Origin of the sequence: Promicromonospora kroppenstedtii (assembly GCF_044389675.1) — a bacterium.
In the GTDB taxonomy this organism is placed as follows: domain Bacteria; phylum Actinomycetota; class Actinomycetes; order Actinomycetales; family Cellulomonadaceae; genus Promicromonospora; species Promicromonospora kroppenstedtii.
Map to the genome: position 1 here is coordinate 158,334 of NZ_JBIRYI010000007.1, position 13,037 is coordinate 171,370.

Here is a 13,037-nt window from a genome sequence, read left to right on the forward strand (position 1 = left end):
GTGGATCAGTACCAACCCACCGACTCCGAGTGGCCCCACGCACCGCACGGCGTGCCGTAGCGGTCCGCGATGTAGCCGAGGCCCCACTTGATCTGGGTGGCCGGGTTGGTCGCCCAGTCCGAGCCCGCTGAGCCCATCTTGGAACCGGGCAGCGCCTGCGGGATGCCGTAGGCACCCGACGACGGGTTGGCGGCCTTGTAGTTCCAGCCGGACTCACGCTCCCAGAGGGACTCGAGGCAGGTCCACTCCGAGCCGCTCCAGCCCCGCGCGGCGGCCATCTGCTGACCGATCTCCTTGACCGAGCCGGACGGCACCGAGGTGCTGGTGGACTTCTTGGTGCTGGTGGCCTGGACCTTCTCCACCGGGCGCTCCCTGGTGCCGAACACGACCACTCGGTCGACCGGCTCCTTGGTCACCCGGTTGGAGATCACCTCACGGTGCACGATCTCGCCGTCGACGGTACGCACCTGGATCACCTTGGTGCGGACGCCCTTGGTGCCCTTGCTCTTGACGAGCTTGCCCTCGTCCTTGTACCGGTCGGAGTCCTTGCTGGTGTGGGTGTCGAAACCCACGGCGCCGTCGCGGGTGACCTTCTTGGTCTCGACGCGCTGCACCTGGAGGGCGACGTCCGCGCCCGCCTGCTCGGCGGTCTCGGCGGACTTCGCGTCGATCGTCTTGTCCTTCGCCAGGGTGGCGACGGGGACGACGTTGACGAGGTCGTCCTTGTCGAGCTCGATCTCGGTGCTGTTCAGCACGCTGTCGACGCTGTCGGCGTGGTCCTCGATCACGCGCGTCTCGCCGTCCGCGACGACGGCGACGGGGCCGTCGTCGTTCAGGCGCAGCGGCAGCGAGGCGCGGTCGCCGGAGCGGGACGCCACCAGGGCGACGTCGCCGCCACGCTCGGCGAGCGTGGTCAGGGCTTCGGCGGCGTCGGTCACGTTGACCCAGACGTCGCGCTCGTCCTCGCCGTCGGACATGGTGACCTGGCGGGCGTAGCGGACCACGATCTGGTCGCCGTCGGAGAGCTTGGCGCCGGCCCCGGGGGCGACGACGTCGCGCTCGCCCAGGCGGACGCCCTGCGAGTCGAGCATGCCCTGTACGGAGCCGGAGTAGGTGGTGACGGTCTTGACGGTGCCGTCGAGGTCGAGGGTGACGGTCTTGCGTGCCTCGGCGAAGGCGACCGATCCGGAGGTGGCGATCGCTACGGCTGCGAGGCCGGCGACCAGGGGCCAGCGGCGGCGGCGCTTCGCGGGGGTCGTCCGAGAGGTCGTGGCCTCGGACTCTGAGTTGATGCTGGGGATGGAGCCAGAACTCTGCTGCTCAGAACGGGGGTTCACTCGTGTCCAGTCGTCGGACGTCCCGGGCACGGGCGGCGAGCCGGGCCACGCGCAGGCGCGAGTGTCCCTACCACGATTCGGCCTGGGGGCCAGGCGACTCTTGCGAGCCGTCGCGGTCTCGACCGGCCGATCCGGCGGTCTCACATCGGGCACGACGGGTCGCGTCCGATGCCGCCCCGGCCGGCGTGGTGACGCTGTGGCCTACACCACTTCGCACCCTCACGCCAGCGAGGACAACCGAACGTAACTGATCCGTTATCGTCCGGCCAAGTTTCTCGGTGCTGTCAGGCTGTGTTGTCGATCACTCGTCTAGGACAACCGTCCAACTCGCCCCCCGTGTCAGACGCACAGATCACTTGGGTGACCTGTGCGTCTGACACGAGGGAAGAGGGGGTCAGAGCAGGCCGAGCTTCGCGGCACAGCCGGGCCACTGTCCCCAGCCGGACTGCGCCTGGAGCTTCTGGGCCCGCATGGTCTGCTCGCTGGCCGAGGCGTCCGACGGGAGGCCGGAACCGCCCATCGCCGCCCAGGTCTGCTGCGAGAACTGGTAGAGGCCGTAGTAGCCGTTGCCGGTGTTGGTGGTGGGGTCGCCGCCCGACTCGCACTGCGCGAGCTGGGCCCAGACGCCGCTGGTCGCCACGACGTCCGCCTTCGGCTCGGACGCCGTCCTCTCGGACTTCTCCCGCGCCACGGGCTTCGGTTCCGGCTCGGGTTCCGGCTCGGGCTCCGGACGAACCTTGGTGCCGTACACGGTCACCTGGTCCACGGGCTTGCGCTCGACCTTCGACGAGAGCTTCTCCCGCTCCACGACCTTGCCGTCCACCGTGGTGACGTCCCACGTGGTGACCCGCTTGCCGACGACGCCCTTCGTCGCCACGTAGGGCTCGAGGTCCTCGAACCGGTCGGGGTCCGCCTTCCGCACCTTGTCGTACGACAGCTTGGTCACGGTCTCCCGCTCGGCGGTCCGCACCTGCTCGACGACGACGGACAGCGTCGGCGTGCCGGCGCCCGCCGGCTGCCCGCCCTCGGGGGCGTCGCGCTGGACGGTGACCCGGTCGTCGGCGTCGACGGTGACGTCGTTCGCAGCGAGCAGGTCGTCGAGCTGCGCGGCGCCGTCGGCCACCTGCTGGGTCTCGCCGCCGACCACCAGGTTGACCGGGCTGTCGGCGTCGAGCCGCAGCGGGAGGGACACGCGGCCGCCGGACCGGGACGGGACCAGGGCGACGTCGTCGGCTCGTTCGGCGAGCGTGGCGAGCGCCTGGTCGGCGTCGAGCGCGGTGACCCAGGTCGACCGCTCCTTGCCGTCGGCCCGCAGGGTGACCTCGTGGCCGTAGCGGACCACGACCATCCCGCCGTCCCGCAGGGTGCCGTCCGTGCCGGGTGTCACCGCGTCCCGGCTCGTGACACTGACGCCCTGGTCGGCCAGGAGGCCGGCGACGTCACCCTGGAAGGTCTCGACCGTCGTGACCCTGCCGTCGACGTCCAGCGTGACGGACTTGTGGGCCGAGGCGAAAGCGGTGATGCTGCCGGCACCGACGACCGCGATGGCCGCCGCCCCGGCGAGGAAGGCCGCTCTGCGGCGGGGTCTGCGTGGCGGGGCCGGCAGAGGGGTGACCGGCACTTGGACGACCGGTTCGGTGGGGGTGTGATCCGTCGGGGGCGGATCGAAGATCTCGGTGATTCCGGCGGTGGCGCCGGCCTCAGGGTTGGGGGACAGTCCGTCGGGGCTGCCCTGAGCGGGGTGGGGAGATGACACGCGGGTCCAGTCCTCGCGCGGTCCGGGCACGGGGGCCGGGACGGTACGAGTCGCACGCACCTCCCGCGCGGGGCGCGGGCCCGACCGGCCGATCCGGCGGTCCAGGAGACCGTAACCCTGCCGTTATCAAATGCAAGACCTATTCGAGGAATGACACGCCGAAACGTACGGATAGATCCATTAATGTCCAAAATATTCCGGGGTGAAAACGTCCCCGGATCAGTACCAGCCGATGTCCACGGAGTGCGCCCAGGCACCGCACGGCGTGCCGTACCGCCCGGAGATGTAGCCCAGACCCCACCCGATCTGGGTGGCCGGGTTGGTCAGCCAGTCGCTCCCGACGGTGGCCATCTTGGAGCCCGGGTTGGCCTGGGCGATCCCGTACGCCTCGCTGCTCGGGTTGTCGGCGTTCCAGCGCCAGCCGCTCTCCTTCTGCCAGAGCTGGTCCAGGCAGGAGAACTCGGCGGCGCCCCAGCCGCGCTCCGCGGCCATCGCCTGGCCCAGGGCTCGCGCGGAGCCCGGGTCCACCGGCGCGGTGGCGACGTCCATCGTGCCGACCACGAGCACCTCGTTCACCGGCTTGCGAGTGACCTTGCGGTCCACCAGGGTGCGTTCCACGACCGCGCCGCCGACCGTCTTGACCTCGTACGTCACCTTGGCCTCGCCCGCCACGCCCGCAGTGCGGATGGACTCGTAACCCTGGGGCAGGCTCGGGTCCTCGACCGTCTCGGTCTCGAACGGCACCACCTCGGTCACCGTGCGCGACGACGACGCGTCGCGGCTGACCATGACGATCATCCCGTCCACCGCCGCGGCGTCGAGCGGCACCGACGTGACGTCACCCTTCGCCAGCGCGATGCCCGCCTCCTCGAAGACGGACCGCACCGTGGACCCGGTGGTGCTGAACTCGAGCACCGAGCCGTCCACGGCGATGTTGACCTCCTTGACCGTGGAGAACCGCACCGGATCACGGTCGAGCTGCGTGGTGCGGGACGCCGTGGCGACGGCGCCGTCACCGCGCGGCCCGAGGGCCGCGAGCAGCTCGCCCACCGTGCCGGCGGTGGTGCGCAGCGTCATGATCTGGCCGTCGAGCTCGACGGTCACGTCGCGGCTCGTACGGACGACCACGGTCCCGCCCGCACCGACGGCGGACGTGGCGGCCGGCTGCACGACGTCGTCGCGCTCCAGGTCGATGTGCTGCGACGCGAGGGCCTCGGCCACGGTGCTGCCGTAGACGCCGACCGTGCGGACGTCGCCGTTGTAGTCGATCGTGAGGGTCGCCGCGTTGGCGACGTACACGCCGCTGACGCCCGCGAGCATGCCGACGACGGCACCACGGACCAGCCAGCGGGCCGGTTTGCTCGCGAGCCACGGCCGTGCGTACCTCACCACGAGCACCAGACCGTAACGGAACAAACCTCGCAGGAAAAGATGTGGGGTTATGAAATCAAATGCCGCATTCTCCGGCCCAATGCGCCATTCTTACCAGTTGCCGTAGACACGCCCGGAGTTGGCGCTGATGTCGGCGCACAGCGTGGCGAGGTCTTCCCCGAGGTAGGCGGCCATGGCCCGCACCGTGTGGGCCGCCGCGAAGGGGGCGTTCGGCTGCCCCCGGTACGGGTGCGGCGTGAGATACGGGGCGTCGGTCTCCAGGAGCACGAGCTCCCGCGGTGCCTCGGTCAGAGCCGCGCGCAGGTGGTCGTTCGCCTTGAACGTGACCGGGCCGGCGAAGGACAGGTACCAGCCGTTCTCGGCGCAGACGCGGGCCATCTCGGCGTCGCCGCTGTAGCAGTGGAAGACGGTGCGCTCAGGGGCGCCGTCGGCCAGCAGGACCTCGATGACCTGGGCGTGCGCGTCCCTGTCGTGGATCTGCAGGGCCAGGCCGAGCTCCTTGGCCAGCGCGATGTGCGCGCGGAAGGCCTGCCGCTGGGCCTCCTCACCGCGCGGGCCGGTGCGGAACAGGTCCATACCCGTCTCGCCGATCGCGCGGACGCGGTCGTTGCCCTTGGCCAGGTCGGCGATCTCGGCGATGGCGTCGTCGAGACCCACGGAGTGGTGCTCCTGGGGCTCCGGCACGAGGCCGTCCGGGCCGACCTCGTCGATGCCCGCGTGCAGGGTGGCCTCGTTGGGATGGATCGCGAGCGCCCCCACCGCCCGCGCCTCGCTGCGGACGAGGGCGTCGGTCCAGCGGGCCGACGGAAGATCGCAGCCCACCTGGACCACGCGGTCCACGCCCGCGGCCGCGGCGCGCGCCAGGTGGTCGGTCACGGACGGCGGCCAGGTGCCCGGCTCGCCGTCGGGCGCCGTGGGCGGCAGCACCGAGGCGATGTGGTCGAGGTGGGTGTGGTTGTCCACGACGGGGACGGGCAGGGGCTCCGGGGCGGCCGGGAAACCGCGTTCACGTGTGCGCTTGGCCATCGTCGGCTCAGGCGGCCGTGTCGTCGAGGCGCGGGAACAGGGCGGCGCCCTTGGTCACGATGGTGCCGGCGGGCAGCGCGCCGAACGTCGCCGCGCCGTGGAGCGGCTGGGCGTCCAGGGCTCCGAGCGCCGCCTCCGCGCCCAACAGCTCCCAGAGCCCGGCTGCCGCGCGCGGCGTGACCGGGTTGAGCAGCACCGCGAGCGAGCGCAGCGCCTCCGTGGCGGTGACCAGCGACGTCGCCAGGCGACCGCCGTCGACCCCCGCGCCGGACTCGTCGACCTCGCCGGGCTCCTTGGCGAGCTTCCACGGCTGGGTGTCCGCGAGGTAGCCGTTGGTGGCGTCCACCAGGGTCCAGACCGCCGAGACCGCGTCGTGGATCGCCAGCCGGTCGATCGCCGCCTCGGCGTCGGCCACGGCCTGGGCCGCGACCCGGGCAAGGTCGGTCTCGGCGTCGGTGAGCGGGCCCGGGGCAGGCAGGGAGCCGCCGAAGTACTTGCCGATCATCGCGGCGGTCCGCGAGGCCAGGTTGCCGAACCCGTTGGCGAGCTCGCCGTTGTAGCGGGCGGTCATGTCCTCCCAGGAGAACGAGCCGTCACCGCCGAACGCGATGGTCCGCATGAAGTAGTACCGGAACGCGTCCGAGCCGAACGTGTCGATGATGTCGGCCGGCGCGATGCCCGTGAGCTTGGACTTGCTCATCTTCTCGCCGCCCACCAGCAGCCAGCCGTGCGCGAAGACCGTCCTGGGCAGCGGCAGCCCGGCGGCCATCAGCATCGCCGGCCAGATCACGGCGTGGAACCGCAGGATGTCCTTGCCGACCAGGTGCACGTCGGCCGGCCAGGTCCGCGCGAACTGCGCCTTGCGCTCCGGGTCGCCGCTGTCCAGGCCGACGGCAGTGGCGTAGTTGAGCAGCGCGTCGAACCAGACGTAGAGCACGTGGGAGGTGTCCCACGGGATGGGGACGCCCCAGTCGAACGTCGAACGCGAGATCGACAGGTCCTGCAGGCCCTGCCGCACGAAGCTGACCACCTCGTTGCGGGCCGACGCCGGCTGCACGAACTCGGGGTGCTCCTCGTAGAGCGCGAGCAGCCGCTCGGCGTACGCGCTCATCCGGAAGAAGTAGTTCTGCTCGGAGAGCATCTCGACAGGCCTGCCGTGGATGGAGCACACCTTCTGGCCCGCGTACTCCCCCGTGCCGTCGAGCAGGTCGCCCGGGAGCTTGTACTCCTCGCAGTCCACGCAGTAAGGACCCTCGTACGAGCCCTCGTAGATCTCGCCCTTGTCGTACAGGTCGGTCAGGAACGCCTGCACCGCCGTCTCGTGCCGCTCCTCCGTGGTGCGGATGAAGTCGTCGTTGCGCACGTCGAGCGTCTGCAGCACGGGCTTCCACGCGGTCTCGACCAGCCGGTCGGCCCAGACCTGCGGGCTCACGCCGTTGGCCTCGGCGGTGCGCAGCACCTTCTCGCCGTGCTCGTCCGTGCCGGTCAGGAACCAGACGTTCTCCTGGCGCTGGCGGTGCCAGCGGGTCACGACGTCGGCGGCGACCGTCGTGTACGCGTGCCCGATGTGCGGGGCGTCGTTCACGTAGTAGATCGGCGTCGTGAGGTAGAAGGACTTCTGGGCTTCCGGCATGGCGTCAATGGTAGTTGCGCGGGGGCCGCACACCATGGGTGGGTCAGCGGGCCACGGCGGGGTCGATCTCGTCGGCCCAGTCGAGGAAGCGGTCGACGATCTCCTGCCGCCAGGCGTCCCCGACCTCGTAGGCCGCGAACTCGGCCGCTTCCTTGCCCTGCGCCGCCCGGAACCGGTCGGCGAGCATGGCCCGGTCAAACGGCAGCGCCTCCTGCCGGTCCCCGATCGCCAGCACCTCGTCCCGGGAGAAGCGACCGGACTGCACCACCGCGTCGATGTCGATGAAGTCCCGGGTCTCGCCGCGCGACCAGAGCGCGCTCATCTTTCCCGCGACGGCATCGCGCACGTCGAGCACCGGCCCGATCTCGAACCTCGCCGGGGCGAACTCCCGGTAGTTCACGCCTATCTGGATCGAGCTGGTCTCCTGGGTCGCGTCATCGGTCACGCTGAAGTCGGCGAACGTCTGCCCGATCAAGTTGTCGTGGACCGAGAACCCCGCCCCCAGGAACGCCGCACGGAGCTTGGCCACGGCGACCTCGAACAGGCTCGGCGCATAGACGTTGGTGAAGAGGTCGACGTCGGCGGACGGGCGGTTCCCGATTCCGTTGGTCGAGATGGCGTAGCCGCCGGCGAGCACGAACCCATGACCCTCCAGCGCCTGGAGCCCGATCCGGGCCAGGCGCTCATGGAACGGCAGCATCAGGCGACCCGCGGCTTTCCGGACCGGGCGGCCAGCACCGGGAACTTCCGCTCCCAGACGGTCCTGCACCTGTCCGGCAGGTTCAGCGACGGCCAGAGCACCAGCAGCGTCCGCTGGTCGAGGAACCGGACCTGGTCAGGGACGAACCCCGACCGCACGACTCTCGCGTACAGGTTCCGTTGCCGGTCCGGGTCGCCCAGGTCGTACGTCGGGTTCAGGCTCGTGTCGATATGGGGCCCCACGGTGACGCTGCCCTTCGTCGGCCCCTTCAGGTCGTCCAGGGACTCCGGGGTGACGTACGGAATGTGGTCGGCGTAGACGTAGCCGCGCGGCACCGTGCGGTACCCGCCAGGTTCTGCGGACATCCTGTTCACCCCTCTCGAGAACCGGTGGTCCGAGCCTACGACGCGGCCCGTTCCCGGCAGCCAGGATATCCACAGCCCTAGACGTCTGCCAGTGGATGCTCCCCCAGCCCGCTACTCCGCCGCGGCCACCGTGACGCGCAGCAGCCGGTCGTCGACCACCCGGCCGTCCTCGGTCGCGGGCTCGCCCCGGCCGTCGGTGTTGCCGGTCAGCACGTACAGCTCGCCGTCGGGCCCGGCCTGGACCGCGCGCAGGCGACCGAACTCGCCCGCCAGCAGCGCCTGCGGCTCGCCGAAACCCGGGCTCTCACCGGCCTCGACCTCCTCTGCCGTGCCGAGCAGCGGCACGCGCCACAGCCGCTCACCGCGCAGCGCGGCCAGGTACACCGCATCGTCGGTGACCGCGATGCCCGACGGCGACGCCTCCGACGTCGGCCACCACGCGACCGGGTCGACGAACCCCTCCTGGTCCCCGGGCCCCTCGACGTCGGGCCAGCCGTAGTTGCCACCCGGCTCGATCACGTTCAGCTCGTCCAGCGCGCTCTGCCCGAACTCGCTGGCGAACATGCGGCCGCTCGCGTCCCAGCCCAGGCCCTGCACGTTGCGGTGCCCCAGGGACCACACGGGCGAACCGGGGTCGGGATTGCCCGGCGCGGGCTCGCCGTCCGGCGTGATCCGCAGGATCTTGCCGCCCAGCGAGTCCGGGTCCTGCGCGTTCGCCGGGTCGCCGGCGTCGCCGGTCGCGACGTAGAGGTACCCGTCCGGCCCGAACGCGATCCGGCCGCCGTTGTGGTTGGAGGCGCTGGGGATGCCGTCGAGGATCGTGGTGACGTCGCGCAGCGTCATGCCGTCCAGGTCGAGCTCGGCACGCAGCACCGCGTTGTCCTCGGCGCCCGTGCGGTACAGGTAGACCGTGAACATGGGCCCGGTGTCCTCCGGGTCGACCGCGACGCCGAGCAGGCCACCCTCGCCGTTCGGCACCGTCTGGTCGGCCACCTCCCGTACGCCGTCGGACTCCTCCAGCGGGTGGACGTCGCCGCTCGGGTGCACCACGGCGAGCGACGCGTCGTCGCGCATCGTGACCAGGAAGCGCTCGCCCGGCAGCGGCGCGATGCCCCACGGGACCGGGAGCTCCTGGGCCACCACCTCCGCCTCGGCGGTCACCCCGCCGTCCGAGGGGTCCGCCCCGTCCGCGGGCGCGGTACCGCCCGACGGCGCCTCGCTCGCCGAGGCGGTCGGGCTCGGCGACACGACGCCGGGCTCTGCCGCCCCGCCGCACCCGGCCACCCCCACGAGCAGGGCCGAGACCAGCACGGGCACTGCCAACCGACGCGCAATAGGGTCCACGGTCCCCATCCAAGCACCGAGGGAAGCCGTGTGGTCTGTGGTTCGTCACATGATCGGCAATCGGAGCTGCCGATCATGTGACGAACTACAGACCAGGGCGGGTACCCGCGCAGCCATCACGGTGGAAGAGTGAGGACATGAGCCTTACCGAGTCCGGAACCGAGCGCAGGGCGCTCATCGTCGTCGACGTGCAGCCCACGTTCTGCGAGGGGGGCGAGCTGGCCACGGAGGGCGCGAACGAGATCGCGTACCGCGTCGCCGCGTACGTCGCGGCCCACCGCGACCGGTACACGACCGTGGTGACCACGCAGGACTGGCACATCGACCCGGGCGAGCACTTCAGCGAGACCCCGGACTTCGTGGACTCGTGGCCGCCGCACGGCGTCGCCGGCTCACCGAACGCCGAGCTGCACCCGGCCCTGGCCGACCTCGTCCCGGACGCCAAGCTGCTGAAGGGCCAGTACTCCCACGGCTACTCCGGCTTCGACGGCGCCGACGAGCACGGCCGCAGCCTCACGACGGTCCTGTCGGAGGCTGCGGTGACCGCCGTCGACGTCGTGGGCCTGGTGGAGTCGCACTGTGTCAAGCACACCGCGCTCGACGCGCGCCGCGCCGGCCTGCACGCCCGGGTGCTGACCGACCTGACCATCCCGGTCTCGCCCGCCCAGGGCGAGGAGGCCGAGCGCGAGCTGAGGGCCGCGGGCGTGGACCTCCGGGACTCCTCGGCCCTCTGACACCGCCCCTCCGGAGAGGCGGCTCGACCAGCCGTTGCCGCTAGATCCAGCTCGGGAGCAGCATCAGTCGCTGCCAGTACTCGTACGGCACCGGCATCGCCGTCCAGATCGGGTAGTAGAGCACGCTCACTGCCACGATCAGCAGCATCAGCACCGCGGCCAGCCAGCACACGATCCGCCGGTCCGCGCTGCGGCGCGGGGTCCGTTCCAGCCCCACGGCCAGCAGGTACACCAGCGTGAGAATCACGAACGGCGTGAACACGATCGAGTAGAACGTGAAGATGGTGCGGTCCGCGAGCGGCCACGAGTAGAGGAACCAGGGCAGCCAGCCGGCGGCGATCCCCACCAGGGCCGCGGTGCCCCGCCAGTCGCGGTACCGGAACACGAGCACCAGGGCCACGGGGATCGCGATGGCGCCCAGCCACCACAAGAGCGGGTTGCCGAGCGACGTCACGGCGGTGGCGCAGTCGCTGGTGGCGTCGGCGGGGCAGGGCCCCTGGCCGGGCGCGAACTTCTCCCAGAAGAACGACGTGGGACGCCACTGCACGATCCAGCCCAGCGGGTGCGACGCGTAGTTGTGGTCCGAGTTCAGGCCGGTGTGGAAGTCCCACATCATGCGGTGGTACTCCCACAGCGACCGCCCGGCCTCCCAGGCGCCCTGCGCCCAGCCCCAGTCCGGCCACCAGCCCGGCGGGTTCACGCCGTTGACCACGGCCCAGTCGCGCAGGTACGACTTCGGGTGCGCGAACCACGCCGACCACGACGCGACGTACACCGCGAGCACGGTGGGCAGCACGACCAGGGCGGCCGGGACGGCGTCCACCACCAGGGCGTCCTCCCACCACCGGCCGATGCCGGCCGTGCGCCGGGCCGTGACGTCCCACACCACGGTGAGCAGGCAGAACGCGGCGACGAAGTAGAGGCCCGACCACTTGACGCCGCACGCGAGGCCCAGCGACACCGCCGCCGCGAGGCGCCACCACCGGAACCCGAGCCGTGGTCCGTACTGCCCGACCGCGCCGCCCGCCTCGACGATCTGGGCCACGCGGTCCGCGAGCCTGCGCCTGGCCCATTCGCGGTCCATCACCAGGCACCCGAACGCGACGAGCACCCAGAACATGAGGAACTGGTCCAGCAGGCCGGTGCGCGAGTGCACGATCGCCTCGCCGTCGACCGCGAGCAGCAGGCCCGCGGCCAGCCCCAGCAGGGTGGACGAGAACAGGCGGCGCGCGATGCGCACCATGAGGAACACGGCCACGATGCCGATCACGGCACTCGCGATGCGCCACGCCATCGGGTCGGTCGCCCCGCCCATGAGGCGCATGCCGATGGCGATCATCCACTTGCCGACGGGCGGGTGGACCACGTACTCGGCCTCGTCGGTCTTGTACGAACTCACGTCGCCGGCCTCGAACGCCGGGTTGGGCTTGTCGGGCCACGCGGCCTCGAAGCCGAGGCTGGCCAGCGACCAGCCCTCCTTGACGTAGTACGTCTCGTCGAAGACCAGCTTGCCCGGGCGGCCCAGCGCCCACAGCCGCGCGCCCGCGGCGATCGCCGTCACGACCAGGGCACCGAAGAGGCCCCAGAAGCGGTCCGACGCGCGCCGTCCCAGCGCGAGGCGGCGCTCGCCCAGCAGGTCGCGCAGGAGACGATCGCGCACCGGCGGCTCGGCCGGCGGGACGGCCGGGAACGATCCCGTGGACGTCATCCGCGCGCCCACCGCCTCGCGGCGCATGTGTGCTCCGTACGTTCCGGGCAGAGCCTGGGGCACTGTGGCGTGATGCGCTCCGGTGGCTTCAGGCTGCTGAGACACCGGGCCAGCATAGAGCGTGGGACAGTGTGGTTCATGACCGACTCGTCCCCGGCTCCTGGGCCCGCGCCCGAGGCCGGCACCCTCGTCCTGGCCGCCACCCCGATCGGCAACCCCGAGGACGCCTCACCCCGGCTGGTCCGCCTGCTGGCCGACGCCGACGTCGTGGCCGCCGAGGACACCCGCCGCCTGCACGCGCTCGCCGGGCGGCTCGGCGTCGAGGTGCGCGGCAAGGTGACGAGCTACCACGAGCACAACGAGACGGCCCGCGCGGACGAGCTGCTCGACGTCGTCGCCGACGGCGGCACCGTGGTCGTGGTGACCGACGCGGGCATGCCCTCCGTCTCGGACCCGGGGTACCGCGTGGTCGAGCGCGCCATCGAGCGCGACCTGCGGGTGACCGCCGCCCCCGGGCCGAGCGCCGTGCTGACGGCGCTCGCGCTGTCCGGACTGCCGACCGACCGGTTCACGTTCGAGGGCTTCCTGCCACGCAAGGCCGGCGACCGGTCCCGCACGCTCGCCGCCGTGTCCGCCGAGCCGCGCACCATGGTGTTCTTCGAGGCGCCGCACCGGATCGCGGAGACGCTCGGTGCCATGGCGGTCGCGTTCGGCGGCACCCGCCCGGCCGCCGTCGCACGCGAGCTCACCAAGACCTACGAGGAGGTGCTGCGCGGACCGCTCGCGGAGCTGGCCGAGCGTGCCGCCGCCGAGCAGCTCCGCGGCGAGATCTGCGTGGTGGTCGGCGGGGCGCCCGCCGTCCAGGCCAGCGTGGACGACGTCGTGGGCGAGGTCCTGGAACGGGTCGCCGCGGGCGAGCGCCTCAAGGCCGCGGTCGCCGAGGTGGCCGACGCCGCGGGCGTGGCCAAGCGGGACCTGTACGCGGCGGCGCTGGCGGCCCGCCCGGCCAAGTAGTACGGGTCAGACGTACAGGCCCCTCGGG

The 13,037-nt window shown here is 71.7% G+C and carries 11 protein-coding genes; 2 read left to right on the forward strand and 9 right to left on the reverse strand.

Annotation, left to right across the window (positions count from 1 at the left end):
- Positions 1-5: 5 nt before the first annotated feature.
- The 8 genes from ACH47X_RS12985 to ACH47X_RS13020 all read right to left on the reverse strand — a co-directional run bounded on the left by ACH47X_RS12985 (position 6) and on the right by ACH47X_RS13020 (position 9,562).
- Complete coding sequence (locus tag ACH47X_RS12985) at positions 6-1,337, reverse strand: aggregation-promoting factor C-terminal-like domain-containing protein (RefSeq protein WP_397404854.1); 1,332 nt, start codon at positions 1,335-1,337, stop codon at positions 6-8.
- Between the two features lie 394 nt (positions 1,338-1,731).
- The gene (locus tag ACH47X_RS12990) at positions 1,732-2,958 is read right to left on the reverse strand and encodes a transglycosylase family protein (RefSeq protein ID WP_397404856.1); all 1,227 of its coding nucleotides are present in this window, start codon (positions 2,956-2,958) and stop codon (positions 1,732-1,734) included.
- Positions 2,959-3,312: 354 nt separating this feature from the next.
- Positions 3,313-4,485, reverse strand: coding sequence for an aggregation-promoting factor C-terminal-like domain-containing protein (locus tag ACH47X_RS12995; RefSeq protein ID WP_397404858.1), 1,173 nt, complete (start codon positions 4,483-4,485; stop codon positions 3,313-3,315).
- A 90-nt stretch (positions 4,486-4,575) separates the two neighbouring features.
- Positions 4,576-5,511 (reverse strand): TatD family hydrolase, encoded by a 936-nt coding sequence (locus ACH47X_RS13000; protein ID WP_397404860.1) that lies wholly within the window; start codon positions 5,509-5,511, stop codon positions 4,576-4,578.
- Between the two features lie 7 nt (positions 5,512-5,518).
- Positions 5,519-7,144: a methionine--tRNA ligase gene (gene metG / locus ACH47X_RS13005; RefSeq protein WP_397404862.1), complete on the reverse strand. Its 1,626-nt coding sequence runs from the start codon at positions 7,142-7,144 to the stop codon at positions 5,519-5,521.
- Between the two features lie 43 nt (positions 7,145-7,187).
- Positions 7,188-7,844, reverse strand: coding sequence for a nucleotidyl transferase AbiEii/AbiGii toxin family protein (locus ACH47X_RS13010; protein ID WP_397404864.1), 657 nt, complete (start codon positions 7,842-7,844; stop codon positions 7,188-7,190).
- Positions 7,844-8,209, reverse strand: coding sequence for a hypothetical protein (locus tag ACH47X_RS13015; RefSeq protein WP_397404866.1), 366 nt, complete (start codon positions 8,207-8,209; stop codon positions 7,844-7,846). Before ACH47X_RS13015 ends, ACH47X_RS13010 begins: the two co-directional genes overlap by 1 nt.
- 111 nt (positions 8,210-8,320) lie before the next feature.
- A complete protein-coding gene (locus ACH47X_RS13020; RefSeq protein WP_397404868.1) occupies positions 8,321-9,562 on the reverse strand; it encodes a PQQ-dependent sugar dehydrogenase in 1,242 nt (413 codons plus the stop codon).
- A 128-nt stretch (positions 9,563-9,690) separates the two neighbouring features.
- Between ACH47X_RS13020 and ACH47X_RS13025 the strand changes: the two genes are divergently transcribed.
- Positions 9,691-10,287: an isochorismatase family protein gene (locus tag ACH47X_RS13025; RefSeq protein WP_397404870.1), complete on the forward strand. Its 597-nt coding sequence runs from the start codon at positions 9,691-9,693 to the stop codon at positions 10,285-10,287.
- A 40-nt stretch (positions 10,288-10,327) separates the two neighbouring features.
- Here ACH47X_RS13025 and ACH47X_RS13030 read toward each other — a convergent pair whose 3' ends face one another.
- Complete coding sequence (locus tag ACH47X_RS13030) at positions 10,328-12,022, reverse strand: dolichyl-phosphate-mannose--protein mannosyltransferase (protein ID WP_397404872.1); 1,695 nt, start codon at positions 12,020-12,022, stop codon at positions 10,328-10,330.
- 111 nt (positions 12,023-12,133) lie between these two features.
- Here ACH47X_RS13030 and rsmI point away from each other — a divergent pair, with 111 nt between their 5' ends.
- Positions 12,134-13,009, forward strand: a complete 876-nt coding sequence (gene rsmI, locus ACH47X_RS13035) for a 16S rRNA (cytidine(1402)-2'-O)-methyltransferase (protein WP_397404874.1) — start codon at positions 12,134-12,136, stop codon at positions 13,007-13,009.
- Positions 13,010-13,037: the final 28 nt, after the last annotated feature.

Bases quoted from the DNA above. Each gene is read 5' to 3' on its own strand.
- ACH47X_RS13010 (WP_397404864.1), bottom strand. From the start codon at position 7,844: ATGCTGCCGTTCCATGAGCGCCTGGCCCGGATCGGGCTCCAGGCGCTG.
- ACH47X_RS13015 (WP_397404866.1), bottom strand. From the start codon at position 8,209: ATGTCCGCAGAACCTGGCGGGTACCGCACGGTGCCGCGCGGCTACGTC.
- rsmI (WP_397404874.1), top strand. From the start codon at position 12,134: ATGACCGACTCGTCCCCGGCTCCTGGGCCCGCGCCCGAGGCCGGCACC.
- ACH47X_RS13020 (WP_397404868.1), bottom strand. From the start codon at position 9,562: ATGGGGACCGTGGACCCTATTGCGCGTCGGTTGGCAGTGCCCGTGCTG.
- metG (WP_397404862.1), bottom strand. From the start codon at position 7,144: ATGCCGGAAGCCCAGAAGTCCTTCTACCTCACGACGCCGATCTACTAC.
- ACH47X_RS13025 (WP_397404870.1), top strand. From the start codon at position 9,691: ATGAGCCTTACCGAGTCCGGAACCGAGCGCAGGGCGCTCATCGTCGTC.
- ACH47X_RS13000 (WP_397404860.1), bottom strand. From the start codon at position 5,511: ATGGCCAAGCGCACACGTGAACGCGGTTTCCCGGCCGCCCCGGAGCCC.
- ACH47X_RS13030 (WP_397404872.1), bottom strand. From the start codon at position 12,022: ATGCGCCGCGAGGCGGTGGGCGCGCGGATGACGTCCACGGGATCGTTC.